The organism is Neisseria sp. 74A18 (assembly GCF_001308005.1).
GTDB classification, from domain to species: Bacteria; Pseudomonadota; Gammaproteobacteria; order Burkholderiales; family Neisseriaceae; genus Neisseria; species Neisseria dumasiana.
In genome coordinates this window covers 19,500-45,839 of record NZ_LGZA01000023.1, presented here as the reverse complement: position 1 = coordinate 45,839, position 26,340 = coordinate 19,500, and the positions used below count along the sequence as shown (strand labels likewise).

Sequence of the window (26,340 nt, the reverse complement as noted above, 5' to 3'; positions counted from 1 at the left end):
ATATTCAAGTTATTTATTTATGAATAATAAATATTTTGCTGGTTTTGGAGATTTTTGATTTGAAAAACGGCTTGAAAAACTGTTGCATTTTTTACACTTTTTTTGTGCTTGCTTGTCAAATTTCCCATCGGGATAGGTTTTAAAACGGGGTTTTATGACGTGAAAATCAAATACCGTTTGCATAAAAACAAAATAACTTTATCTTTATTTTTATTTAAATAGCATGTAAGTTTGGGCTTGTTGGTAATGACATTTAGTTAATTAAACGGTTGTGAATATCTATTTAGAATAATTTTGAGTGGTTGTTTTACCGATGAGACTGCTTGAGGCAGTGCATTCCGTTAAAAAAGAAGCAGCGTGACCGGCTTGCGTATTGCCTGAGCACGCTGATTTTGTTTGTTGAACGGTGAGCGGATATTGGTGATTGACTATACTGGTGTCTGCTTCGGCAGGTTACAGGCAGCGATGCTGCAAGGCCGGTAATCGGGTGCGGACGCTGTTGAGCCGTGCCGCATCCAATTCGGCAATCACAAGGCCTTCGCCTTCCGGCAGCACATCCAGTATTTCGCCCCACGGGTCGATAATCATGCTGTGGCCGAATGTGCGCCTGCCGCTTTCGTGTGTGCCGCCTTGTGCCGAAGCAATCACATAGCATTGGTTTTCTACGGCACGGGCGCGCAGAAGCAGTTCCCAATGTGCTTTGCCTGTGGTGTAGGTGAAAGCGGCGGGAAGTAAGAGTACGTCGAAGGGCAGTTGGGCGCGGAAAAATTCGGGAAAGCGCAAGTCGTAGCACACGCCTGCGGCCAAGTTGATGCCGTCGGCTGTAAAGCGGGGAACTTCCTGCCCGGCTGTAATCGTGTCGGCTTCGGAATAGCGTTCGCCCAAGCCCGAGTAGCCGAACAAATGTATTTTATTGTAGGCGCCGACACATTCTCCGCTGCGGTTGTACACCGTCATGGTGTTCAACACTTTATTAGCGTCCGGGCTTTGTAAGGGTATGGTTCCGCCGAAGAGAACGACGCCGTTTTGTTTGGCCGCTTCGCTTAAGGCCGTCTGAAACGTTCCCGCGCCCAAAGTTTCGGCAAACGCGAGCTTGTCGGTATCGTTTTTGCCCATCAATGGCCAGTATTCGGGCAACAATACCCACGCAGCACCTGCGGCAGCGGCTTTGGCAACCAAGCGTTGCATGGTTTGGATATTGGCTTCGGGGTCAATGCCCGACACCATTTGAACGGCGGCAACTCTCACGGTATGCATGGATGGGTCTCCTTTTTTCAGACGGCCTTATCGTGGCAATGCCCGATGTGCCGACATACTTTATATATGGAATAGACGGATGCCTGTTGTGGCTTAGGCAATCCCGTTGACGTTTTACTGTACAATATTTTGCGACAGAGTTTTCAAAGGCCGGACCATGTATATCAAAACCCTTATCACATTATTGGTGTTCGCTCCAATGGCGGCATCCGCCGACATCCAACTATACGGCAATATCCGCAGCGGAGTGAGTGTGTCGCAAACCAAAATAGCCACAGGCGGCAACAATACCCGCACTGCCGTTGAAGATTTGGGCAGCTATGTCGGTTTTCGCGGTTCGCATGCCATCGGCGGCGGCAGCAAAGTTATCTGGCAGTTCGAGCAGGATACGCCTGTGGGCAGCAGCGGCTCGATGCGCGAATACTTCAAACACAAAAAAGAAAACAGCACGATACATACGGGCGGCTGAGCCGTTTAATCCGTTTCCGTGCACACAGCCGTTTTCGGCACTTTGTTCATATCCCAATGCTGCACCGTCCAGGCCAATAATTCAGACGGCCTCTCCACTTCCGGCGCGGCAGGCAGGTTGAGATAAGACATAACCTGCCTGAGCAGTTTTTCTTTCCGGCTCACATCCAATGCCGGGGCAAGCGTTTGTTTCGACCATTTCTGCCCCTGCCTGTTCACCAATAAAGGCAAATGCGCATAGTGCGGCGTATCCGCGCCCAAGCAGCGTTGCAGCCAAATCTGCCGCGGTGTGGACACCAGCAGATCCTGCCCGCGCACAATATGCGTGATGCCTTGCTCGGCATCGTCTGCCACCACCGCCAACTGATAGGCCCAATAACCGTCGGCACGCAGCAAAACAAAATCGCCGATATCGCGTGCCAGATTTTGGGCGTAATGTCCGACAATTTCATCGTCAAAGCCTATGTTTTCATCGGGTACACGCAACCGCCACGCGGGTGTTTTTGCCAAATCTTTTTCAGACGGCCTGTAATCCGCTTTGCCGCAGCGGCCGTTATACACAAAACCGTCCGCCCCCATCCGCGCCGCGGCCTGCCAGTCTTTACGGCTGCAATAGCAGGGATACGCCAACCTTTGTTTTTTCAGACGGCCTAATGCCTCTTCATACAGCTCATAGCGGCGGCTCTGGTAAACCACTTCGCCGTCCCACTCGAAACCGAATGCCTCCAGCGTGCGCAGAATATCGTCGGCCGCTCCGGTCATTTCGCGCGGCGGATCAAGGTCTTCCATGCGAACCAACCACCGCCCGCCGTGTGCCTTGGCATCGGCATACGAGGCAAGGGCGGTCAGCAGCGAACCGATATGCAGCAAACCGGTAGGGCTGGGGGCAAAGCGACCGGTGTAGGGGGAAGGGGTGTTGGAAGACAAAAGTATTCCTTTGCAAAAATATGATTTATGTAGCGTTACGTTTGGTTTTAAAAGTCGCGGCCATCTACTCTTGATTTATTTAAGTTAGGTTTGGAGCGGGAGCCGTAAATACCCTCCCGCACCTTAACCAAAGCCGCCAGCGCTGCGTCGCGGTTGACGTGTTCCGGCAGAGCGGATTGCTCAAACAGCGCATCCACCTGTTGCATCAAAGCTTCTGCTTGTGCGGTGAGCGTATCGTAGGCAAATTCGCCGCGCTTGATGGCCAGCAGGGCTTCGCGGTTGGGGCGGCGGACGCGGATTTCGCCGTGGCGGGCGATGTCGAGCGCGGTTTCCAGCAGGCGGAAGGTGTGCATCATGTTTTTGGCGTCGTAGCCTTGTCCGTGGGCTTGTGTTCCGCTGTAACGGGTTTCGTTGCGTTCGTTTTCCCATTGGCGGTAAGAGGCGTATTCGCGGCAGTAGCTGCTGTAACCGTCTTGGTTAAACGATAAGTAGGCCAACGGTATTTCGTCGGACGGGATGCTGCTGAGCAGCAGGTTGTTGGCTTCTTCTTTCTGCATGATGCCGCGATAGCCTTTGAGGCCGTCTGAATCGTGGAATACGGCGTAGAGGTGGCGGGCATGGTTGATGTTGCTCAAACCGATTTCCTGTTGCCGAAAGCCTTGTTGTTCGAGCCATTCGGTTAGTGGAACGGTTTGCGCGCCGCTGACGATGTGGCAGAAATCGAGTACGTTTTTTTTAACGGGCGGTATCGGGTTGACGATTTTTTTGTTCAAGCCGCGGGCTTTTTTGATTTGACCGTAAGCATAGCCGGCGAAACTTTGCCGGCACGCTTGCGAGATAAACCACTCGGGTTTGAACGCATCCATCAAAGGGGAGCGGATGCGCACGCATTCGGGCGGGGAGGCCAGCAGCTCCAGCGTGTTGGGGTTGCTGGCCAACAGCAGTTCGATAAACCGCCCCAGCTCGTAATACACGATATCGTTGGTTTCGTTGCTCACTTGCGGAATGTAGTCCAAACCGTAAAACAGCCGGCGCGGCAGGTAAAATACGCCTTTGATGTCGGTGTCGGATTCGGGCGTGTCCAAACCGTAGGCGCGGCTGCCGGACACGGCTTCAAAGAGAATGAGTTTGTGTTGCTGCAAATCGTTGATGGTCAACATGTTTCAGACGGCCTCGTGGTGGTGTATATGATGTGTACTGATTAAATAAGGTTTCGGCTTGCCTTCGGCTGCGGTAGATGGAGTGTTCAGCGGATATTCAGAAACCCGCATCCAGCCGCTTCAGCGTTTTTCTAAACAATTCATCCAGCGGGGCGGTGTCTGTTTCGTGTACGGGCGCGGCTTGCAGTTCGGCCACTTCTTGTGCCAAATCCAGCGTCAGTTTGACCAAAGCCGGGCTTAAACGGTGGCGGTAGCTTTCGTCTTTTTCCGATTTTAGCGACACCAAGGCGGCAATTTCATCTTTGGCGGTGCTGCCCCAAGTTTGCATTAATTCGTTCAACGTCATCGGCGGTACGCCGCCTTCGAGCACAGCCCAGCGGGCGGCCAGTAAGGGGCGGAGTATGTAAAACCATTTTTTCAGGCGGATTTCGCCGTTCAAATCCATGTTTTTCAAAGCATTGCCGGCAATGCCGCGGTAATGGTGCAACAGCGGCGCGGCTTGGGCGTATTGCGGCAGCAGGGCGTTGATGTCGCGGATAAATTCATTATCTTGGCAATACACAATGGGCGAACGCAGCCATTCGAGCAGCACGGCATTGCTTTTACGCAGCAGGCGCAGGGCTTTGCGGATGTCCCAACCGCCGACGTCAAACCATTGGTCTTCAATAAATTCAAAAGTGTCTTTCCGCTCTTCGATGCCCAAATAATATTCAGACGGCCTGATATACACGGCGCGCACATCGTAATCGCTGTCGGGCGAGGCAAAGCCCCAAGCGCGGCTGCCGCTTTCGGCCGCAAGCAGAAAATGCAGCGGTTCGGTGCGGGCGATGTGGTCGAGTTTTTCAATAATGTGTTTTTTCATTGTGCTTTCCCCAAAGTGGGCTAGAGGCCGTCTGAACCGCTTTTTAGACAGCCTTTAACGGGATTGTTGGCTAAAGTTCCCGTCATATTCATGCTATTTGTGAAATAAAGTGTAAGCATAAAGCAGCCGAATGACGTATGGGCGTAAAACAAAGTTTATCGGCTTGATGCAGGCGGGGTTGGTGGTTATATTGTGCGCAATTTCAATGGAATCAACATGTAATATGAATGAAGGTGTAATGATGAAACAGTCGAAAACGCTTTTGATAACGGGCATTATGGCACTTTTTTCCGCTAGTGCGGCAGCGGCCGGGCTGCCGGGTGAGATTTTTCAGCCGCGCGGTGCGAAAGTGGTAAAGGCAGATGCCCAAAGCGACGGCGGTTATGAAGCCGAATTCCGCATCGATGCAGGTAACACCAGTGTGGCGCACTTGGTGGAACGGGTGCGCGAGCATGCCCGCCGGCACGGGTTTGAAGTGGTGGAATCGGATATCAAAAATGATGACGCCGATTTGAAATTCAAACGCCGCGATCAGGCATTGGATGTGTCTATCGAGCGTAACCGCCAAGGCGTTATCGAATACAAAGCCGATTTAGACTGATAAGGCTGCACCGTTCAACAGGCCGTCTGAAACATTTTATTCAGACGGCCTGATACTTTTTAAATCTTTTCAAGCCGTGGCGAATCATCAGGCTTGTGTTTGTGTGCCGTGAGCTTGCGGATAGGGGGCAAGGTTTATTAAAGCATGCGTTTAGCGTATCATTCGGGGCGTAGGAAAACACTTTTGCAACCGGCTTTACGAGCAAGGCCGATTGCAAAAGTATTTTTATATTTAAAGAGCGACTTATGTTAAACGGTATTCCCTTGCCCAAAGACACGGTGCGCCCGCCCGAAACCGTGCTCGTCAACATCACGCCGCAGGAAACGCGCGTGGCCATTCTTGAAGAAAACAATATTTGCGAGCTGCATATCGAGCGCAACAGCGGCCACGGCTTGGTCGGTAACATTTATCTCGGCGTTGTACGCCGCGTGCTGCCCGGCATGCAGAGCGCGTTTATCGATATCGGCCTTGAGCGCGCCGCGTTTCTGCACATTGTCGATGTGTTGGAACAGCGCCGCAATCCCGACGAAACCCAGCGCATCGAGCATATGCTGTTTGAAGGGCAGTCGGTGCTGGTGCAGGTGATTAAAGACCCCATCAACACCAAAGGCGCGCGCCTTTCCACACAGATTTCACTAGCGGGGCGTTTTCTCGTGCATCTGCCGCAGGAAGACCACATCGGCATCTCGCAGCGTATCGAAGATGAAGACGAGCGCAACACTTTGCGCAGCCGTTTGGAAAACCTGTTGCCCGACAACGGGGAGGGGCAGGGCTATATCATCCGCACCAGCGCGGAAAACGCCACCGATGCCGAATTGCAGGCCGATATCGACTACCTGACCAAAGTGTGGGAAAACATCCGGCATCAGGCCAAAACCCGTCCGCCGGAAACCCTGCTGTATCAAGATTTGCCCTTGAGCCTGCGAGTGCTGCGCGACATGTTCAGCGAAAACACGCGCGAGATTTTGGTTGATTCCACCGAAAACCACCAGCGCATGCGCGAATTTGCCGAGCTGTATGTTCAAGGGGCAACCGATAAAATCACGCTGTTTAAAGGCGAGCGGCCGCTGTTTGAAACCCACAATATCGAGCAGGAAATCAACCGCGCCCTGCAACCGCGCGTCAATCTCAATTTCGGCAGCTATCTGATTATCGAAGCCACCGAAGCGATGACTACCATCGACGTGAACACCGGCGGCTTTGTCGGCGCGCGCAACTTCGACGAAACCATTTTCCGCACCAATCTCGAAGCCTGCCACACCATCGCCCGCGAATTGCGTTTGCGCAACCTCGGCGGCATCATCATCATCGACTTTATCGACATGGCGCACGATGCCCACCGCGAAGCCGTGTTGCAAGAGCTGGCCAAAGCCTTGAGTTTCGACCGCACCCGCGTAACCCTCAACGGCTTTACCAGCCTCGGCTTGGTCGAGCTGACCCGCAAGCGCACCCGCGAAAACCTCAGCCATGTATTGTGCGAGCCTTGCCCATCGTGTCAGGGCAGAGGCCGTCTGAAAACACCGCAAACCGTGTGCTACGAAATCCAGCGCGAAATCGTGCGCGAAGCCCGCCGCTACGATGCCAAGAGCTTCCGCATTCTCGCTGCGCCCAATGTGATCGACTTATTCTTAGACGAAGAATCGCAATCGCTCGCCATGTTGATCGATTTTATCGGCAAGCCCATTTCGCTGGCCGTTGAAACCGCCTACACCCAAGAGCAATACGATATCGTGTTGATGTAAAGATAAAGAGAGGCCGTCTGAAAAGTTTGAGCGAAATCCGCAAAACCCGTTTCAGACGGCCGCAGACATTTGCAGGTTTAAATACACCAAGAAAGCCACTCCATGAACACCACCTGCCCGCTGTGCCACCCCGAAAACGAAGACGTATTATGGCAAAACGACACCTTGCGCGTGATTGCCGTTCACAACGAAACGCACGCCCCCGCCTTTTGCCGCGTGATTTGGAACACGCATGTGGCCGAAATGACCGACCTCAAGCCCGAAGAACGGCATGAGCTGATGGAAGCCGTGTACCGCGTTGAAGCCGCCATGCGCCAAGTGTTCCAGCCCGCCAAAATCAATCTCGCGAGCTTGGGTAACGTCGTGCCGCACCTGCATTGGCATGTGATCGCCCGTTTCAACGATGACGCGCATTTTCCCGCGCCCATTTGGGCCGCACCGCAACGGGCTGGCAATCTGGATTTGCCGGAAGATTGGACGGCGCAGCTTAAACAACTGCTGTACGCTTCAATGGCTTAAAACTTATTTTTAGCGAAACCCGCTAGCGGGTTTTGGCGAAGCTCACAAAGTTCGCTTTCAGACGGCCTCAATACCAAACCCGCGCGGTTGTGTTGAAATCGGCACCGTTTTACAATCCGCACCAACACATATCGGCACCACGCCCGACCATTACAAGGAATTTTCATGACTTGGCAGCCTTCCCGCCGCAGTTTTTTCAAAGCATCCGCCGCCGCAGCCGGCGCAGGCATTCTCACCGCCTGCGGCACCGGCGGCACCATCCAACCCAGTTCGCAATCCACTCAGGCCAAACCCGTGCAACCGAAACGTACCTATCCCGCCCGCAGCGGCGACAACGTATTGCGCGTTGTCGCCCCATCCGGTTTTGCCGAAAACGCAAACCGCACCGAAACAGGCCTGACCCGCCTGTATAACGCCGGATTCACCGTAACCAACCAGCAGGCGGGCTTTCGCCGCTACCAACGCTTCGCCGGTACCGACGGCGAACGCATCGCCGATTTCCAAGACGTTGCACTCGGCAAAGCCGCCGCACCGAAAGTATTGATGGGCTTGCGCGGCGGTTACGGTGCCGTGCGGATTCTGCCGCACATCGACTTTGCCCGTTTGGGCGCCAAAATGCGCGAACGCGGCACGTTGTTTTTCGGGTTCAGCGACGTGTGCGCCGTGCAGCTCGCCCTGTTGGCCAAAGGCAATATGCCCAGTTTCGCCGGGCCGATGGTATATAGCGAATTCGGCAAACCCGAACCGAGCGTTTATACGATGGATTCGTTTATCCGCGGTGTGACCAACGCCCAAAACACCATCAGCGTACATGCCATCCAACGCAGGCAGTTCAACGCCGAAGGCACATTGTGGGGCGGCAACCTCAGCGTACTCGCTTCGCTGGCCGGCAGCCCCTATATGCCCGACATTCAAGGCGGCATTCTCTTTTTGGAAGACGTCGGCGAACAACCCTACCGCATCGAGCGCATGCTGCAAACCCTGCATTTGGCAGGCGTATTGTCGAAACAGCAGGCCATCGTGTTCGGCGATTTCCGCATGGGCACCATCCGCGACGTGTACGACAGCAGCTACGACTTCACATCGGTGGTCAACAACGTCAGCCGCATCACCAAAGTACCCGTGTTAACCGGCTTCCCGTTCGGCCACATTACCAACAAAGCCACTTTCCCGCTGGGTGCGCACGCCCGAATCCGCGGCGAATCCAACGGCGGCTACTCGGTAACGTTCAGCGGCTACCCGACGCTCAACGCCTCCGGCCTGATGCTCGATACCTTGCTGCCGCAGATTACTTACGAACCGGTAAACGTGGTTGAAGACCCGATTCAGGAATAATCGCAGGTATTTCAATGCCAAGAGGCCGTCTGAAAAATTTCAGACGGCCTCTTGGCTTTTTAAAGATATAGTCAACCCACTTAAGTTTAATTACAAAACCGTCATACTCGGGCTTGACCCGAGTATCTTGAGTTTCAGAAAATTTAAGAGATACTCGGGTCAAGCCTGAGTATGACGTATATTATCTTTGAGTTGGCCGACTAAGCAGTTTGACCTAACGCTTACCCAAATACATTACCAACATACCGCACACTGCTAAAATCCCGCCGGATACCAGCGAAAAATGCAGCGGTTCGCCCAAAAAGGCCACCGACGACAGCACGCCGAACACCGGCACCAGCGTGATATAAGCCCCGGCCGTGCCCGAACCCAATGCCTTCACGCCTTCAAAAAACCACACATAAGCCAGAGCCGTCGAGCCGATGGCCAGCGCAATCAAACTCAACCACACCGTATCCGCAGTCTGCCACACCCAATCAAACGACTGCCGCTCCGCCAACAACGCCGTAACCGCGAGCATCATCCCGCCTATCCACGCCGTTGCCAGCGTAACCGTTAAGGCATCAATGCCCTTAAGCACAAACCGCCCCACAATGGTATAGCACGCCCAACACAACACGCAGCCCAAAATCAACATCTGCCCCAAACCCGGCTGCTGCTGGAACAGCATCAGCGGATTGCCCCGCGTGATGCAGATTAACGAACCAAAAAACGCCATCGCCATGCCCGTGCCGATGCGTAAAGTAATTTTTTCTTTAAAAATCAGCCGCGAAAGCAGCAAAATCAGCACGGGGTTCAAAGAAATAATCACCGCCGCTTCACCGGCGGGCATGTGTTTCAGGCCGGTTAAAAAACACACCGCATAGGCATACACGCCGAAAAAAGCAGAAACCGTCAGCCCCAACCATTGTTTGCGCGACAGATTTTTGAGCTTGGGAAACTTGCCCATGCAGAGCAGCCCCGCCGCCAAAGCCGTTCCCGCCAGTATAAAGCGGATGGCGCTGGCACTTACGGGCGGCAGATTTTGGGCGACAATCCTGCCCCATACCCACGATACGCCCCACAGTGCGGCCATGCCCGACAATTTCAAATGGACGTTGAGATTTTTATTCACAAAACACCAATCAGGATAAACGCATTAAGGGCGTTATCTTACTACAAGAGACCTGTGCAAACCCCCGTCTGCGCCCTAGCTGAAAGAGAACGATTGCGTAAGCCGCTGAAACAGCAACAGAATCGAATCCGCCCCTACAACATTGCAGGGAAAAATTTTACTTGATCTCTTCGTTGCGGGTCGGATTTCATGTTTCAGACGGCATGAAAGATGCCGCAGGATTATAGCTATGAAATACATCAGGCCGAGACCTTTGCAAAACTCTCATCTGCGGCGCATTTCTGCGTTGTGCGCTGCCCGCTCGTTTGCCTATCTATATGATATGTCTGCACTCGCTGTGCTGCTACGCCTTGAACTGCATCCACATCTGAGAGTTTTACAAAGGTCTCAGGCCGTCTGAAAAATATTCAGACGGCCTGATTGCCGGTTGTAAAACCTTGGAAGTTGCGGCGTATTACACTTCGCTGCCGCCCACCGTTAATCCCGCATCAATCCGCAGAGTCGGCTGGCCGACGCCAACAGGTACGCTTTGGCCTTCTTTGCCGCACACGCCCACGCCGGTGTCGAGCGCGGTGTCGTTGCCGATCATCGAAACGTGTTTCAGCACTTCGGGGCCGTTGCCGATAATGGTTGCCCCTTTTACGGGGTATTGCAGCTTGCCGTTTTCCACCCACCACGCTTCGGATGCGCTGAATACGAATTTGCCGCTGGTAATATCTACCTGACCGCCGCCAAAGTTCACCGCATAAATGCCTTTATCGACAGAAGCGATGATTTCTTCGGGATCATAGCTGCCGTTTTCCATAAAAGTGTTGGTCATGCGCGGCATGGGTGTGGACGAATAGCTTTCGCGGCGGCCGTTGCCGGTAACCGATACGCCCATCAGGCGTGCGTTGGTTTCGTCTTGAAGATAGCCGGTGAGAATGCCGTCTTCAATCAGCACGGTGCGGCGGGTTTCGTTGCCTTCGTCGTCGATGTTGAGCGAGCCGCGGCGGTTGGCAATATCGCCTTGATCGACAACCGTTACTCCTTTGGCCGCCACACGTTCGCCGATTCTTCCGGCAAATGCGCTGGTTTCTTTGCGGTTGAAATCGCCTTCCAAGCCGTGCCCCACCGCTTCGTGTAGCAGCACGCCCGGCCAGCCGTTGCCCAGCACCACCGTCATGGCGCCTGCGGGGGCGGGGCGGGATTCGAGATTGGTCAGTGCCTGTTTTACGGCGGCTTGAACATATTGGCCGACGCGGTTTTCGTCGAAATAATCCAAGCTGTAACGCCCGCCGCCGCCTGCGCTGCCTTGTTCGCGGCGGTCGCCCTGCTTGGCGATCACGGTTACATTCAGGCGCACCATCGGGCGGATGTCGGCGGCGTGTCTGCCGTCTAAACGGGCAAGATAAATCATGTCGTATTCGCAAGTCAGACCTGCCATCACCTGCACGATGCGCGGGTCGGCGGCTTTGGCGAGTGCTTCCACTTTATTGAGCAAAGCCACTTTGGCCGCCGAATCCAAACCGATAATCGGGTTAACGGCTGCGTGTACGTTTTTGCCGTGGTGGGCGGCAGCCACCGGCACCGATGCGTGTTGGCCGGCAGCACCGATGGCACGCACGGCTTGGGCGGAGCGGTTGATAGAGGCGGCATCGAGGCTGTCGGCATAGGCAAAAGCGGTTTTGTCGCCCGAAACGGCACGCACGCCTACGCCTTGATCAATTTGAAAGCTGCCCGATTTCACCATGCCTTCTTCGAGATGCCAGCTTTCAAACGCGGTGCGTTGGCAGTAAATATCGGCATAATCCACATGATGGGTGCCGATGATGCTCAAGCTTTGAGACAGGATTTCGGGCGACAATCGGTTGGCTTCGAGTAAGTCGCGTTGTACGGTTTGATAAGTGTGGAACATATAATTCGATCGGGTTGTGCGATGCTTTTCAGACGGCATCGGTCGATAAAAAAGAATACGGCTAAACTGGTGCCGAAGCCTGATATGGGGCTGCCTTAGTCATATTTAAATATAAAAATAAAGGTTTCAGACGGCCTGCATAGGGCGGCAAGTATCGTTTTGTATCAAAATTATAAGGGATTTGGCGGCGGCTTGATACGGCTGTTGCTTTCGGCTATGGGGTGGATTGAGAAACATCCGGATATATATCGTGCTTGACGGCAACCTGCTTTAGGCCAAGTTTGAAATTAATTTCTTTTATTTTCATTATGTTATAAAAGTTAATTAATTTTCTTGGTTTTTATTATTGATAATTATTATTGTTTAGTGCAGAATAAAGACACTTGGCAGACATCCTAAATGCCGGGTCCATTAAACACCTGAAGAGATTGTTTCTTTTTATTCCCTCTTTCTTACCGGAGTGCGCATATACGAGATATACAGTTCCCTTTACATCAAATACTCAAAACCGAAACACCGAACCGCTGCCCTGATGCAGCGGTTCGGTGTTTTAGATTAGTGCTTCCAAATACTTCCTGCTCTTGAGGCCGTCTGAAAACCTGCTCTCTGCTTTAATCCCCCCCCACGCTTTCAGACGGCCTATATCCGTTTTATACGCTATAATTCACCACTTTAGTTTTCCGTTTATCGAACACCAACCATGACCCAACGCAAAATCCTCGTTACCTCCGCCCTGCCGTATGCCAACGGCAGCATCCACTTAGGCCACATGGTCGAGCACATCCAAACCGACATCTGGGTGCGCTTTCAAAAACTGCGCGGCCACGAATGCCATTACTGCTGCGCCGACGACACCCACGGCACGCCCGTGATGCTGGCCGCCCAAAAACAAGGCATGAAGCCCGAAGACATGATTGCCAAAGTGCGCGAAGAGCATTTGGCCGACTTCACCGGCTTCCACATCGGCTACGACAACTATTACAGCACCCATTCGCCTGAAAACAAACAGCTTTCCGAGCAAATCTACCTTACCCTCAAAGCCAACGGCAAAATCGAAAGCCGCGTCATCGAGCAGCTGTTCGACCCCGAAAAAAACATGTTCCTGCCCGACCGCTTCGTGAAAGGTGAATGCCCGAAATGCCACGCTAAAGACCAATACGGCGACAACTGCGAATCGTGCGGCACCACCTATTCGCCCACCGAGCTGATCAACCCCTATTCCGCCGTATCCGGCGCCACCCCCGTACTGAAAGAATCCGAACACTTCTTCTTCAAGCTCGGCGAGTGTGCCGACTACCTGAAAGAATGGACTTCCGGCAGCACCACGCTTTCAGACGGCCGCATCCAGCCGCACCTGCAAGCCGAAGCCCTCAACAAAATGAACGAATGGCTGGGCGGCGGAGAAAACGGCGAAACCACCCTTTCCGATTGGGACATCAGCCGCGACGCACCTTACTTCGGCTTTGAAATCCCGGGCGCACCCGGCAAATATTTCTACGTTTGGCTCGACGCGCCCGTCGGCTACATGGCCTCGTTCAAAAACCTGTGCGACCGCACCGGCCTGAATTACGACGAATATTTCCAAGCCGGCAGCCAAACCGAGATGTATCACTTCATCGGCAAAGACATTCTCTACTTCCACGCCCTGTTTTGGCCCGCCATGCTCAAATTCAGCGGCCACCGCGCCCCCACCGGCGTGTTCGCCCACGGCTTTTTAACCGTCGACGGCCAAAAAATGTCCAAATCGCGCGGTACCTTTATCACCGCCAAATCCTACCTCGACGGCGGCCTCAACCCCGAATGGATGCGCTACTACATCGCCGCCAAACTCAACAGCAAAATCGAAGACATCGACTTAAACCTGAACGACTTCATCGCCCGCGTCAACAGCGATTTGGTCGGCAAATACGTCAACATCGCCGCCCGCGCCGCAGGCTTTATCGCCAAACGCTTTGAAGGCGAACTGAAAGATGTTTCAGGCAGCAAATTGGTACAAAAACTCGCCGCCGAGCGCGACAACATCGCCGCCGATTTTGAAAACCGCGAATACGCCAAAGCCCTGCGCGAAATCATGGCGCTGGCTGATGCGGTGAACGAATACGTTGATGAAAAAAAACCATGGGAATTAAATAAATTAGCTTTTGATATAGATAATCCATTCCCCAATAAACATAAAGGCATTCCATCTCCACAAGAATTAGTTGAAAGCATTGATAAAGGTGAGATAGACGATTCCACATGGGAGATACATAAGGACAGAGAATATGAAAAAGCTGCAAAAGAAAAATTACACAAAGTATGCAGCGAGCTGATCAACGCCTTCAAAATCCTCAGCATCTACCTCGCGCCCGTGCTGCCCAAAGTCGCCGAACGCACCGCCGCCTTCCTCAATCTCGACGGCCTGCGTTGGGCCGATGCCGCAACCGTGCTGCCCGAAGGCCATACCATCAACAAATACGAACATTTAATGCAACGAGTGGAGCAAAAACAAGTGGACGATTTAATCGAAGCCAACAAACAAAGCATTCAGACGGCCTCAACCGAAGCCGCCCCCGCCGAAACCAACCAATACGCGCCCGTCGCCGAGCAAGCGAGCTTCGACGACTTCATGAGAATCGACATGCGCGTCGCCAAAGTGCTGAACTGCGAAGCCGTAGAAGGCAGCACCAAACTGCTCAAATTCGACCTCGACTTCGGCTTTGAACAACGCATCATCTTCTCAGGCATCGCCGCCAGCTACCCCAACCCCGCCGAACTCAACGGCCGCATGGTGATCGCCGTCGCCAACTTCGCCCCGCGCAAAATGGCCAAATTCGGCGTATCCGAAGGCATGATCCTTTCCGCCGCTACGGCTGACGGCAAACTGAAGCTGCTGGACGTGGATGCAGGCGCACAGCCGGGGGATAAGGTGGGTTGATTTCTCCGATTTAAGCAATATCAATAAAGAAAGGCCGTCTGAAATTTCAGACGGCCTTTTGTCATACCCATATTGGGCAAAAATATTCATTCTGATATATTTCCAAAACATACTTCTTCAATCCTGATACTTTGAATACAGTTTTGGAACGCCCGCGATGACCCAAACCCAATCCTACCGTCTGAGCTTCTCCCGCTTCAGCCCGTCCCTCTCCGTCGTCTCCTTCACCGCCACCGAAGCATTGAATACAGCCTACCGTCTCGACATCGAACTCACTTCCGCTGATGCCGACTTACCGCTGTCGTCGTACATCAACCAAGCGGCTAAGTTTACGGTAACGCCGGTAAGCTCTGATGCGTTGGGTTTGATTGAAGGAATGTTGACTCCCCAAGCGCTAAAGGAATGGAGCGGCATCATCACTTCCTGCGAGAAGCTGTCGGTATCGGCCGACGAAACCCGTTACCGCATGGTATTGGAACCGCGCATCGCCGCATTGAAGCACCACCGCACTTCACGGCTGTTTCAAAACCAAAACGTGCCCGACATCATTGCCGCACTGCTGAAACACCACGGCTTCTCCGGCGTCGATTTCCGTTTCAATACCTCACGCGAATACGGTGTGCGCGAGTATGTGACCCAGTATCAGGAAAGCGACTTTGCCTTTATCAACCGGCTGTGCGAAGAAGAAGGCATTTGGTACGCCTTCGAGCAGAACGCCCAATATGGCGATGTGGCGGTATTCGGCGACGATGCCGCCCATTATTTTCGCGACAACCGTCCTCCGTATGCCTACCGCCCCCACGGCGGGTTGGAGAGCGTCGGCGAGGAAGCGGTGTTCGCCTTACAGGTGAAACACAACCCCATTCTCGAATCCATCCGCGTCGGCGACTACAACTACCGCGATGCCGATACCGACTTATCGTCCCAAGTAACGGCGAAGGGTACGGAGACCGACAGCAGCGTCTTACTCGGCAGCGACAGCCATTGGGGTTTGCATCAAAAAACACCCGAAGAAGCCCGGCTTCAGACGGCCTTACTGCAACAACTCGACCACAGCCGCCGTATTGTTGCATCCGGCAGCGGCAACATTACCGCGCTCAGCCCCGGTCAAGTGTTTCAGACCGCCCCGGCCTTCAGCGAAGCACCCAACGGCTGGTTGGCGGTGTCGCTCACCCACAGCGGCAGCCGCGACCAAACATACAGCCATACTTTCACCGCCATTCCCGCCGACAGCATCTTCCGCCCCGAACGCATCACCCCGTTACCCAAGATCCAGGGCAGCCTACCGGCGCGGGTCACCAGCCCCGGCAACTACACCTACGCCTATATCGACAACATGGGGCGCTACCGCGTCAAACTGCCGTTCGACCTCGACGAATGGAGCCCGGGCGGGGAAAGCCGTCCCATCCGCTTAGCCAAACCCTATGCCGGCCCCGCCTACGGCCAGCACTTCCCGCTGCACGAAGGCACCGAAGTGATGCTGTCGTTCGTCCAGGGCAATCCCGACAGACCCTACATCAGCGGCGTGATGCACGACAGTTCCCACCCCGACCACGTTCCCGCCGATTGGAACACCCGTAACGTCATCCGCACCTGGGCGAACAACAAACTGCGGATGGAAGACAAACAGGGTCAGGAACACATCAAACTGGCGACCGAATACGGCAAAACCCAACTCAACCTCGGCCATATCGTCGACAGCCAAAGACAAAAACGCGGCGACAACGGCGAAGGCTTCGAGTTGCGTACCGACAGCTGGGGTGCGGTTAGGGCGGGCAAGGGTTTGTTCATCAGTACCGACGCCCAAAATCAGGCGGCGGGACAGGTGTTGGATATGGATGCCGCCATCGCCCAAATGGAACAGGCACTCAGTTTAGCCAAAAGCCTCAATAAAGCCGCCCACACTGCAAAAAACGAAGCCACCGAGGCCGAAGAGCAGGCAGGCCGTCTGAACGACAGCCTCAAACAATTGCAACGCGCCGGCATCATCCAATCCGCCCCCGACGGCATCGCCACCGCCACCCCGCAAAGCCAACTGCACACCGCCGGCCAACACATCCACCACATCAGCGGCGGCGACACCGACATCAGCACCGGCCGCAACTTTACCGCCCATGCGGTAGAGAGCATCAACCTGTTCGCCCAAAGCAAAGGAGCAAAACTCCAAGCCAATCAGGGCAAGGTAGAGATTCAGGCACAGAACGACGAGATGCAGATCAATGCGCTGAAAGACGCCACCATTACCAGCAGTGCCGGCAAAGTGACCGTGGCGGCGAAAGACGAAATCCTGCTCACCAGCGGCGGGGCGTACATCAAGATTAAGGATGGCAATATCGAACTGGGCTGCCCGAAGATGGTGTGGGTGAAGTGTGCGGGGTTTCAGGTGATGGGGCCGAAGAAAATAGAATTTGATTTTTTTTCTATTCAAAATTTTCCAATATATGAAGCAAAGTTATTCGTGAAAAATAGCGAAACAGGGGAACCTATAAAACAGCGAAAATGTGTAGTCACATTTTCATCGGGAGAAAAACAAATATTATCAACTGATAAGGAGGGTTTTTTGCATTTAAAATCCCCACAAAAAGATATAGCATCAATACATGTCGTCTTCAAAGCTCCTAAGAGAACATTAAGAATTGATGAGGTATAAAATGGCAGACAAAAATACCAACCTTACTTTAGTCCATAGCAATAATGTACAAGCTGTAGAAATAACATTAAACGACAGGGCAGCAACTCGACAAGCGATCATTAATTATTTAGAAAAAAATTTACCTGTTATATCCGATAATAAATTTTTAGAGCGGTCAGAATGGAAGGCAAGAGCTGCTAAATCAGGATTGGTGGATGAATGGGATTACAGTTCAATAGTAATTCATCATCAAGGAAATTCACCTCAACATGGATGTTCTGCAATGTATGGTGCTTTACCAGAAGTTCAAAACAAGCATATGGATAAAGATAAATACTCAGATATTGGCTATCATTATGCAGTTGGTTGTTCGGGAATTATTGCAGAAGGTCGCGATATAAGATTTAAGGGATCTCATGTCAGAAATAATAATTCAAAAAAAATAGGTATTCTTTTACTGGGGGATTTTTCTAAACCAGGAGAGGCTAAGCTTTCCCTTAAAGATCCTAGCACATGGGCTGATCAATTAGACTATTTTTATTATATGAGACAACTTCCTGACTCTCAAATAGCTGCTTTAAGAGTTTTGATACGATGTTTAATGAGATTCTTTGAAATTAAAGAATTAGGCGGCCATAAAGAATTTGCTTTACCTGGAGATGTAAGAACATGTCCAGGTAGTATTGCAATGGAAAAAATAGCTGAATTGAGGAAAGAATTTGACCTGAAAAAGCCTTGAGAGAAGAATGTATGAAAAAAATATTTGTTTTTCTTTTTTTATTATTTTACTTATTTATAGGGATTGTTCACAGAGTAGGAGAGTTTGATTTTTCTTATATGTTTTTTCTAAAAAAACCATGGTCATTTAAGATCTTTTATTATGACCACATAGGAGAGAGAGAGATTAGCGATGTACCTAAAGAGGAATTAAAAAAATATTTATCATATTGTAATGCCAATATTTTCAGACAATTCCCATGTACTTTAGAAATGCAGGAAGAAGCTAAAAAGTCCTTAATTGGTAAATAAAATCAGAACTTATAAAGTTATACACAACTTTTGATATTAAGGTTACGAAAGCGAATACAGAATCCAATCCAAATAACAAAAAAAACCAAGGCATTACAAATATATTCAGACATGATATTCCATATGGCCTAAGATGGGTTTCTTATTTAAGAAAACAGATTAAATATTCTGCAAGTAAAAACAATGTTGATGTAATGGCTATTGCATCAATCATATTTCAAGAGAAATATCATGGAATTTGGGCAGCTCGAAAAAATGGATTAAGCAGCCTTAACGGCATGATTTTAGATAGACATTCAAGTTACGGATATGGAGAAATGCAATTAGGATTAGCTGCTGATTTATTGGGATTGAATGAAAAAGTAAATCCTAATTATTTAGAAGAAACATTTACAATAATCTCTACGGATGCTGAAATTGCCTTAGATTTGATCGGAAAAAATATTAATAATGAACAATTGAAAAGGAAAAGACAACTTACAGTATTTGAAGCAACTGTTTTTCATAACGCAGGAACTAAAGGGTTACAGAGTTATATTGATAATCAAATTCCTAATCATAAAATTATTAAAAGTGTTTATGGCAGATCTTGGAAATGGCAAAATGCAATTAAAATGGCACTAGATGGTATATTAACAAGCCAGCCTGATGGGTGTGAAAGAGAAATTTGTAATTCTTATATTGAACAAGATTTATCAGAATGGCAATTTGATGGATCATTAAAAATTCAATTTTAAAATATTGAAATACGCACTATGAAAATTTATATTTTGTTTAGCTTTTTGTTGACTTTTTTAAGTTTTATAATAAATTTTCACGGAGGATTATACATTAGCTCATATATAGAAGAAGGTGACTTATATAAAATTTCTGATTTACAAGGAGCAGGAAATAGTGATTATATGTTATTAATAATTTCATCAATTACCCTCTTTGTGTTTAGTCTAATTTCATTCTTATTAAACATTTATTCAAAGTTATTTTCGATATTTTCTCTATTGTTATCATTTTTTATATCTCTATTTTTCTTATATTTAATGGAGACCTCATATTTTCATGATATAGCTTTTTCAACCATTTTTAAAGGCAAAAACGTTATTTTTATATTGTGGTTATTGTTGTATATATGCTTATTTTTTAGAATAATTTTAGATTGTTATCTTAAGATAAATAAAACTAAATGAGTTACAGGCTTTAGGAAGCAAAATTAATTCATATCCTATTCTTGAAGAAAGAAGAGAATCGATTAAAGCACGAGAATTTAATAAAGATAACGGTGGCGGGCCGATTATGCCGAAAGGTGCATGGCATCCGCCCACTTCAGGGCAAACACCGGGAGGATTGAAAGATGATTTGCAAACCTATCGGCCGCAGTAATAAGGCCGTTATTTTATTGATTGGATCGATTTTATTAACAACGGTAGGATTCTACTATATGGAACAGCAGAAATATCAGATGTATGTATTACGGTATATGGACGATGATGACCCCTCTTTTCCCCATAGGGAATTTTGGTTCAGTGCCAAACAATGGCTAACGGATGATCAACCGTATCTGAAGGCTTCTGATCATTTCATCATTAATAAAAACGGCATGAACATGCCTGAAGCAGACTTATTCATCCAAGATCTTTACTGGACACTGGTATATGACGAAATCATTACCGAACAAAATCTGCCTTATGATCGCTTTGCGCATGAAGTTAAGACGACCATATACGGCCGTTATTTATATTCCGAATTTGATCGGGATACACTGCGGCCGAGCGAACATCATTTTTTGGTCAGCTTCCGCTTAAACGGCAAGTTTTATGATACAAGACTTGTGTGGGAAAAAGATAAAAATTTTATGGGTACTTATGGTATCTATAAACCCGGAGAATTTTTAAAAATGTATGATACATATAACTATCAAGATTATTTGAAAGGCAAACTGCCCGAATCAAAATAATATGCTGTCAAAAAGGCCGTCTGAAAAGAGTCTTCAGACGGCTTTTATCTGCCGACACTTAGGAAAAATTGAACATGATCTGCAAACGTACCGGTCGAAGAAATAGAAATAAAGTAATTGCTATATTGGTTGGATTTATCTTGCTAACACTGGCAGGATTTTACTATATGGAACAGCAGAAATATCAGATGTATGTATTACGGTATGTGGACGATGATGACCCCTCTTTCCCCCATAGGAAATTTTGGTTTAGTGCCAAACAATGGCTATCGGCTGATAAACCTTATCTGAAGATCTCTGATCATGACATTATCAACAAAAATGGTATTGCCATGCCCGTTGCCGATTCCTTTATCCAAAACCTTTATTGGACAATTCTGTATAAAGAAATTATTACTGAAGATAACCTACCTTATAATCGGTTTGTAAGCGAAGTTAAGCCAACCATACGCGGACGTTATTTATATTCCGAATTTGACCGGGATACACTGCGACCGAGCGTACATCATTTTTTAGTCAGCTTCCGCTTAAACGGCAAGTTTTATGATACAAGACTTATGTGGGAAAAAGATAAAAATTTTATGGGTACTTATGGTATCTACAAACCCGGAAGATTTTCAAAAATGTATGATACATATAACTATCAAGATTATTTGAAAGGCAAACTGCCCGAATCAAAATAATATGCTGTCAAAAAAAGCCGTCTGAAAAGCCATTTACTATTTTTCAGACGGCCTCAAGTTTTATTCCGGCAACACTCTCAAAGCTGCCCGAAACGATACCGTTCAGGTAAAATATCTTCATCAGAAATCACTTACAAACGGCTTATTCTATGTATTCTTTTGTGCGTCCGCTGTTGTTTAAAACAGACCCTGAAACTTCACATCATTTTGTGTTAAATGCGTTGAATTCGGCTTACCGTTTGGGGGTATTGCCCACCATCGACCGCGATACCCGCCCGACCCGTTTAATGGGTTTGGATTTGCCCAATCCTGTGGGGTTGGCTGCGGGTTTGGATAAAAACGGGGCGTATATTGATGCGTTGGCGGCTTTGGGTTTCGGTTTTATCGAGGTGGGTACGGTGACGCCGCGTCCGCAGAGCGGCAATCCTCAGCCGCGTTTGTTCCGCCTGCCCGAGCATCAGGCGATTATTAACCGTATGGGGTTTAATAATCACGGTATTGATGCGATGCTCAATAATATCCGCAACAGCCGTTACAACGGTGTTTTGGGCATCAATATCGGTAAGAATGCCGATACGCCTATTGAGCAGGCGGCATCTGATTATTTGATTTGTTTGGAAAAAGCATATGAATATGCCGGTTATATTACGGTAAACATTTCTTCGCCGAACACGAAAAACCTGCGTGATTTGCAAGGCGGGGATGAGTTGACGGCGTTGTTGGGCAGGCTGAAAGACAAGCAGTTGTCGTTGTCTGCCGCGCAAGGCCGTTATGTGCCGTTGGCGGTGAAAATCGCGCCTGATTTGGATGAGGCGCAAGTGGCTGAAATCGCCCGTGTGGCGTTGGCAACGGAGATGGACGGCATTATTGCGACCAATACGACGATCGATAAATCTTCGCTCGGCAACCATCCGCAAGCGGGGGAGCAGGGCGGCTTGAGCGGTTTGCCTGTGCGTGAGAAGAGCAACCTTGTGCTTGTGCAGTTGGTTAAAGAGTTGGAAGGCCGATTGCCGGTTATCGGGGTGGGCGGTATTGTGAACGGTAGTGATGCGGCTGAAAAGATGCGGTTGGGTGCTGCGGCCGTGCAGGTTTACAGCGGCTTGATTTACCGCGGCCCGGAGTTGGTGCGGGAGTGTTTGAAGGCTTGCCGTTGATTAACTATGTATAAAATTGAAGAAAAGAGCAAATTGCTGCTCTTTTTTGTTTTTCAGACGGCCGGATATGGATGGGGTTTAAGGCGTGCGGGCAACAAGCAATATAGAAATATGCCGCAGATGGGACAAAGGTTTCATGCTGTTTTTTTGGGAACCAGCCAGCCGACGCCGCGGACGTTTTTGATGCTGTCGTGCCCGAGTTTTTTGCGCAGGGCGTGAATCAGGTAATCGACGGCGTTGCTTTCCGGCTCTTCACCCCATGCGTAAACTTTGTCTTCCAGATCGTTGCGGGAAAGAATGGTGCCGGGGTGCTGCATCAGGGCATGAAGAATGGCAAATTCGCGGTTGGAAAGCAGGATGTTTTCGCCGTTGTCGTGGCGGCGGACATAATAGGTGGAGGGGTCGAGGCTGAGTACGCCGTTGTCGAGCATATTGACGGCGCTGCCGCCGCTGCGGCGCAACACGGCGCGGATGCGGGCAAGCACTTCGGACATATCGAAAGGTTTGATGATGTAGTCGTCGGCACCGTTATCCAAACCGGATAAGCGGGATTGGATGTCGTCGCGGGCGGTAAGGATTAACACAGGCACGGTAAGGCCGCGGGAGCGGATGCCGGCAAGCACTTGCAGGCCGTCTTTTTGCGGCAGACCCAAATCGAGTAAAACGACATCGTAAGGTTGGGCGGTGATGGTGTCGATGGCGGTTTTGCCGTCTTTCACCCAATCTACGGTATAACGGTTGTCTTTCAGGCTGCCTTCTACGGCGCGCCCGATCATGTTGTCGTCTTCTACCAAGAGTATGCGCATGGATGTCTCCGCTGTGAAGATTAAGGCTGATACCTGTGCAAACTTGCTTTACTGCCTGCGGTGCATTTCTGCTTTGCTGCTCTGCCTGTTGCTCTGTGTTTTGAACTGTATCCGCACCCGGCAGGTTTGTATGTAAAGGTATGAGGCCGTCTGAAAGGTTTCAGGTTTTTTCAGACGGCCCGGATGTTTCGCAAAACATTGCCTGGCTTGTTTGAACGGTTATTCCGGCCGGGCTGTTTTGCGGAAACTTTGCCTGTGTGCCGTATCGTTTTAATCGTCGTAATCGACAAATGATGCCAATACGTTGCCGTTGTTTGCATCTACGATGACTTTGTAGGGTACGTTGTCGGCAGAGAGAATTTCTACTTTGTAAACGATTTGCCCGCGGTTGCTGTCGCGTTCGGCTTCCAATACGCGGCCGTCGATTTTGCTTTGGGCGATTTCAATGGCGCGCTCCAAAGGCAAGGCGGCTTGGCGCATCGGTTTCCATTCGGTTTCGAGTTTGCTGCCCAATACTTTGCCGTTGGCGGCATCTACATAAACGGTATGTTCGCGTTGGCCGCTGCGTACTTCTACTTCATACACGGGTGCTCCGTATTTGCCTTTCAGGTGGATTTCGGTAGCGCGTCCGCCGGCCTGTTTTTGGGCGATGGAGATGGCTTGTGCGGGAGAAAGGCCGGCAGTTTGTGCGGTGGTGTGGTATGCGTGCGTAGGCACTTCAACGGTATGGCCGTGCTGGTGTGCAGGTGCGGCGGTTGCGGTAGAAGCAGTACCGCAGGCGCTCAGTGCCAAAACAGCGGTGCCGATGGCGGCCAGTGTGTAAACATTTTTTTTCATATTGGATTCCTCTGATAGGGGTAGGGGATGAATTATGTACATTGTATAGGGTAATGTTTATGTGAAAATTAGGGAACCTTTAAATTGTGTAAAACAGGCCGTCTGAAAAGGTTTCGGCCTGCTGCCGTGAAACCGCATTTGTGTTTGTGGTCGTTCCACTTCATTTTTACTGCGGCTTGCTGCTTTGTATTAAAAATGCGTTGATTGACTATATAATCGGGGTTCTGTTGTTTGATACAGCCAATCAACTTAACGATTGGCTGTATTGCCGGTAACTTGGCCTGTGTAGCCGACAACGACACACCCTGACACAGCAGGCCGTCTGAAAAGAAAGAAATTATGCAAACCCAAGCCGCCGTTCATATTCAAAATGCCGTCAAAACCTATTCCAACGGGTTTTGCGCACTCAAAGATGTCAGTTTCCAAGTCGGGCAGGGAGAGTTTTTCGGGCTGCTCGGGCCGAACGGGGCAGGTAAAACCACTTTGATTTCGGCCATGGCGGGTTTGAGCCGTTTAACTTCGGGCAGCATCAGCGTGATGGGGCATGATGTGGTTGCCGACAGCTACGCTGCCCGCATGAGTTTGGGGGTCGTGCCGCAGGAATTGGTGTTCGACCCGTTTTTTACCGTGCTGGAAGCGTTGAAATTCCAGTCGGGCTATTTCGGCATTAAAAACAATGGCGACTGGATAGACGAAATCATCCGCAATCTCGGTTTGGCTGACAAGGCATATACCAATACCCGCAACCTTTCGGGCGGCATGAAACGGCGGGTGATGGTGGCTCAGGCGTTGGTACACCGCCCGCCCGTGATTGTGTTGGACGAGCCTACGGCGGGTGTCGATGTGGAACTGCGCCAAAGTTTGTGGATGTTTATTTCCGGTCTCAACCGCGAAGGGCATACGGTGATTCTGACCACCCATTATTTGGAAGAGGCGCAAAGCCTGTGCGACCGCATCGCCATGATGAAGCAAGGCAAGCTGATTGCGTTGGATAAAACCGAAAACCTGTTGCAAAGCGAGCAGGGCGTGCGGGCGGAAATGCTGTTGGGTGCGGGAACGCTGCCCGATAATCTGCGCCAATGGCTGGTGTCGGAAGACAACGGGCAGGTTTTGTTCAAACTCGACGATTACGACCAGCTGGCGTTTGTGCTGCAAACCTTGAAATACGCGGGTGTGGAAGTGAAGCACATGTCGCTGCCGGAAACAGATTTGGAAGATGTATTTGTGCAGATGATGAAATGATGAAATACCGGATTTTGTATAAAAAACAGGCGGCACATTTGGCCGCCTGTTTTTTATGGGCAGGGCGTTGCAGATTATTCCACCACGATTTTCGGAAAACGGCTGCTGAAGTCTTTTCCTTTGTCGGCAACCGCCAAAGCAATCTGCCACGCCGCTTGGGTGTAAATTTCGGCCACGGTGGGGTTGGCAGCCTGCATCTTTTCTGCCGTGCCGCTGTCCATGGCTTCGCGCACCGGCAGGCTTAACGGGAGCTGGCCGAGCAGCGGCACGCCGAGTTTTTCGGCCAGATGTTTGCCGCCGTCGCTGCCGAAAATGGCTTCGGCGTGGCCGCAGTTCGAGCAGATGTGTACCGACATGTTTTCCAATACGCCGAAAATCGGAATGTTCACTTTTTGGAACATATCTACCGCTTTGCGGGCGTCAATCAACGCAATATCCTGCGGTGTGGTAACGACTACCGAGCCGGTAACGGGGATTTTTTGCGACAGGGTTAACTGGATATCGCCGGTGCCGGGAGGCAAGTCGATAAAAAGATAGTCCACATCGTTCCATTCGCTTTGAAACAGCAGTTGCTGCAAGGCTTGGCTCAACATCGGGCCGCGCCACACTACGGCTTGGTCGGTGTCCACCAAAAAGCCGATAGACATCACTTGTATGCTGCTTGCGGATACAACGGGAACGAGCTTTTTATTTTGCTGGTCGGGTTTGCGGTCGGCCACGCCGAGCATGGTCGGTTGGCTGGGGCCGTAGAGGTCGGCATCCAGCACCCCTACTCGGGCACCCATATTGGCCATGGCAACGGCAAGGTTGGCCGCAGTGGTGGATTTGCCTACGCCGCCTTTGCCCGATGCAATGGCGATGATGTTCTTTACGCCTTTGATGGTGGTTACGCCGGGTTGGACCTTATGCGTTTCTACGGCTACATCGATGTTTACATGTATCGGCAAGTTGCCGCCGGCTGCCGTTAGGGCCGTCTGAATATTTTCGGTTAAAGCGTGTTTGATATGGTTGGCGGGGTAGCCGAACTGCAAACCGATATGGAGGCCGTCTGAACGCTCTTGTATGGATTTAACCGCTTTTTCGCCGCCCAATGTGCGGTTGCTTTGCGGAATGGGCACCGCATCGAGTGCGGTGTGTATGGCTGAATGATTCATGATGTTCTCTGTGTGGGTGTGTGGCGGTTATTTTAGCAGAACCGCCTTAGCGT

24 protein-coding genes are annotated in these 26,340 nt (G+C 50.5%); 15 read left to right on the top strand and 9 right to left on the bottom strand.

The window, feature by feature from the left end; all coding sequences use genetic code 11:
- Nucleotides 1-453: 453 nt before the first annotated feature.
- Nucleotides 454-1,257: a carbon-nitrogen hydrolase family protein gene (locus AKG43_RS08230; RefSeq protein WP_054600088.1), complete on the bottom strand. Its 804-nt coding sequence runs from the start codon at nt 1,255-1,257 to the stop codon at nt 454-456.
- 157 nt (nt 1,258-1,414) lie between these two features.
- On the opposite strand from AKG43_RS08230, the gene AKG43_RS08225 reads away from it, so the two are divergent.
- Nucleotides 1,415-1,726, top strand: coding sequence for a porin (locus tag AKG43_RS08225; protein ID WP_054600087.1), 312 nt, complete (start codon nt 1,415-1,417; stop codon nt 1,724-1,726).
- 5 nt (nt 1,727-1,731) lie between these two features.
- On the opposite strand, the gene gluQRS is transcribed toward AKG43_RS08225, so the two are convergent.
- The 3 genes from gluQRS to AKG43_RS08210 form a co-directional block, all read right to left on the bottom strand.
- Complete coding sequence (gene gluQRS / locus AKG43_RS08220; protein WP_054600086.1) at nt 1,732-2,652, bottom strand: tRNA glutamyl-Q(34) synthetase GluQRS; 921 nt, start codon at nt 2,650-2,652, stop codon at nt 1,732-1,734.
- Between the two features lie 47 nt (nt 2,653-2,699).
- On the bottom strand, nt 2,700-3,812 hold the full coding sequence (locus AKG43_RS08215) for a DNA polymerase beta superfamily protein (RefSeq protein ID WP_054600085.1): 1,113 nt from the start codon (nt 3,810-3,812) through the stop codon (nt 2,700-2,702).
- Nucleotides 3,813-3,909: 97 nt separating this feature from the next.
- Complete coding sequence (locus AKG43_RS08210) at nt 3,910-4,674, bottom strand: nucleotidyltransferase domain-containing protein (protein WP_054600084.1); 765 nt, start codon at nt 4,672-4,674, stop codon at nt 3,910-3,912.
- Between the two features lie 241 nt (nt 4,675-4,915).
- On the opposite strand from AKG43_RS08210, the gene AKG43_RS08205 reads away from it, so the two are divergent.
- The 4 genes from AKG43_RS08205 (at nt 4,916) to AKG43_RS08190 (ending at nt 8,871) form a co-directional block, all read left to right on the top strand.
- Entirely contained in the window at nt 4,916-5,275 is a 360-nt protein-coding gene (locus tag AKG43_RS08205) for a hypothetical protein (protein ID WP_054600091.1), read from the top strand.
- Nucleotides 5,276-5,520: 245 nt separating this feature from the next.
- Complete coding sequence (gene rng / locus AKG43_RS08200) at nt 5,521-7,017, top strand: ribonuclease G (protein WP_054600083.1); 1,497 nt, start codon at nt 5,521-5,523, stop codon at nt 7,015-7,017.
- Nucleotides 7,018-7,119: 102 nt separating this feature from the next.
- The gene (locus AKG43_RS08195) at nt 7,120-7,536 is read left to right on the top strand and encodes an HIT family protein (protein WP_054600082.1); all 417 of its coding nucleotides are present in this window, start codon (nt 7,120-7,122) and stop codon (nt 7,534-7,536) included.
- 165 nt (nt 7,537-7,701) lie between these two features.
- Nucleotides 7,702-8,871, top strand: coding sequence for an LD-carboxypeptidase (locus tag AKG43_RS08190; RefSeq protein ID WP_054600081.1), 1,170 nt, complete (start codon nt 7,702-7,704; stop codon nt 8,869-8,871).
- Between the two features lie 214 nt (nt 8,872-9,085).
- Here AKG43_RS08190 and AKG43_RS08185 read toward each other — a convergent pair whose 3' ends face one another.
- Entirely contained in the window at nt 9,086-9,985 is a 900-nt protein-coding gene (locus AKG43_RS08185; protein ID WP_231718137.1) for a DMT family transporter, read from the bottom strand.
- A 229-nt stretch (nt 9,986-10,214) separates the two neighbouring features.
- Here AKG43_RS08185 and AKG43_RS13340 point away from each other — a divergent pair, with 229 nt between their 5' ends.
- Nucleotides 10,215-10,385 (top strand): lipoprotein signal peptidase, encoded by a 171-nt coding sequence (locus AKG43_RS13340; protein ID WP_082403035.1) that lies wholly within the window; start codon nt 10,215-10,217, stop codon nt 10,383-10,385.
- Nucleotides 10,386-10,439: 54 nt separating this feature from the next.
- Here the strand turns inward: AKG43_RS13340 and tldD are convergent, their stop codons facing one another.
- Nucleotides 10,440-11,882, bottom strand: coding sequence for a metalloprotease TldD (tldD, locus tag AKG43_RS08180; protein WP_054600080.1), 1,443 nt, complete (start codon nt 11,880-11,882; stop codon nt 10,440-10,442).
- A gap of 700 nt (nt 11,883-12,582) precedes the next feature.
- On the opposite strand from tldD, the gene metG reads away from it, so the two are divergent.
- From metG to AKG43_RS08140, 8 genes are all read left to right on the top strand, one after another.
- On the top strand, nt 12,583-14,799 hold the full coding sequence (gene metG / locus AKG43_RS08175) for a methionine--tRNA ligase (protein WP_054600079.1): 2,217 nt from the start codon (nt 12,583-12,585) through the stop codon (nt 14,797-14,799).
- A 157-nt stretch (nt 14,800-14,956) separates the two neighbouring features.
- On the top strand, nt 14,957-17,449 hold the full coding sequence (locus AKG43_RS08170; protein WP_054600078.1) for a type VI secretion system Vgr family protein: 2,493 nt from the start codon (nt 14,957-14,959) through the stop codon (nt 17,447-17,449).
- Nucleotide 17,450: 1 nt separating this feature from the next.
- Nucleotides 17,451-18,170 (top strand): N-acetylmuramoyl-L-alanine amidase, encoded by a 720-nt coding sequence (locus AKG43_RS08165; RefSeq protein ID WP_197273136.1) that lies wholly within the window; start codon nt 17,451-17,453, stop codon nt 18,168-18,170.
- 11 nt (nt 18,171-18,181) lie between these two features.
- Entirely contained in the window at nt 18,182-18,460 is a 279-nt protein-coding gene (locus tag AKG43_RS08160) for a hypothetical protein (protein ID WP_054600076.1), read from the top strand.
- Nucleotides 18,461-18,654: 194 nt separating this feature from the next.
- A complete protein-coding gene (locus AKG43_RS08155) occupies nt 18,655-19,197 on the top strand; it encodes a hypothetical protein (protein WP_156300646.1) in 543 nt (180 codons plus the stop codon).
- A gap of 698 nt (nt 19,198-19,895) precedes the next feature.
- Complete coding sequence (locus tag AKG43_RS08150; protein WP_156300645.1) at nt 19,896-20,411, top strand: hypothetical protein; 516 nt, start codon at nt 19,896-19,898, stop codon at nt 20,409-20,411.
- A gap of 167 nt (nt 20,412-20,578) precedes the next feature.
- Nucleotides 20,579-21,094, top strand: a complete 516-nt coding sequence (locus AKG43_RS08145) for a hypothetical protein (RefSeq protein WP_054600073.1) — start codon at nt 20,579-20,581, stop codon at nt 21,092-21,094.
- Between the two features lie 149 nt (nt 21,095-21,243).
- Entirely contained in the window at nt 21,244-22,248 is a 1,005-nt protein-coding gene (locus AKG43_RS08140) for a quinone-dependent dihydroorotate dehydrogenase (protein ID WP_054600072.1), read from the top strand.
- A gap of 134 nt (nt 22,249-22,382) precedes the next feature.
- Here AKG43_RS08140 and AKG43_RS08135 read toward each other — a convergent pair whose 3' ends face one another.
- Both AKG43_RS08135 and AKG43_RS08130 read right to left on the bottom strand, forming a co-directional pair.
- Entirely contained in the window at nt 22,383-23,054 is a 672-nt protein-coding gene (locus AKG43_RS08135) for a response regulator transcription factor (protein WP_054600071.1), read from the bottom strand.
- 270 nt (nt 23,055-23,324) lie between these two features.
- Nucleotides 23,325-23,891, bottom strand: coding sequence for a PepSY domain-containing protein (locus tag AKG43_RS08130; protein ID WP_054600070.1), 567 nt, complete (start codon nt 23,889-23,891; stop codon nt 23,325-23,327).
- Nucleotides 23,892-24,230: 339 nt separating this feature from the next.
- Here AKG43_RS08130 and AKG43_RS08125 point away from each other — a divergent pair, with 339 nt between their 5' ends.
- Nucleotides 24,231-25,133, top strand: a complete 903-nt coding sequence (locus AKG43_RS08125; RefSeq protein ID WP_054600069.1) for an ABC transporter ATP-binding protein — start codon at nt 24,231-24,233, stop codon at nt 25,131-25,133.
- A gap of 74 nt (nt 25,134-25,207) precedes the next feature.
- Here the strand turns inward: AKG43_RS08125 and apbC are convergent, their stop codons facing one another.
- Nucleotides 25,208-26,287: an iron-sulfur cluster carrier protein ApbC gene (gene apbC, locus AKG43_RS08120; RefSeq protein ID WP_054600068.1), complete on the bottom strand. Its 1,080-nt coding sequence runs from the start codon at nt 26,285-26,287 to the stop codon at nt 25,208-25,210.
- Nucleotides 26,288-26,340: the final 53 nt, after the last annotated feature.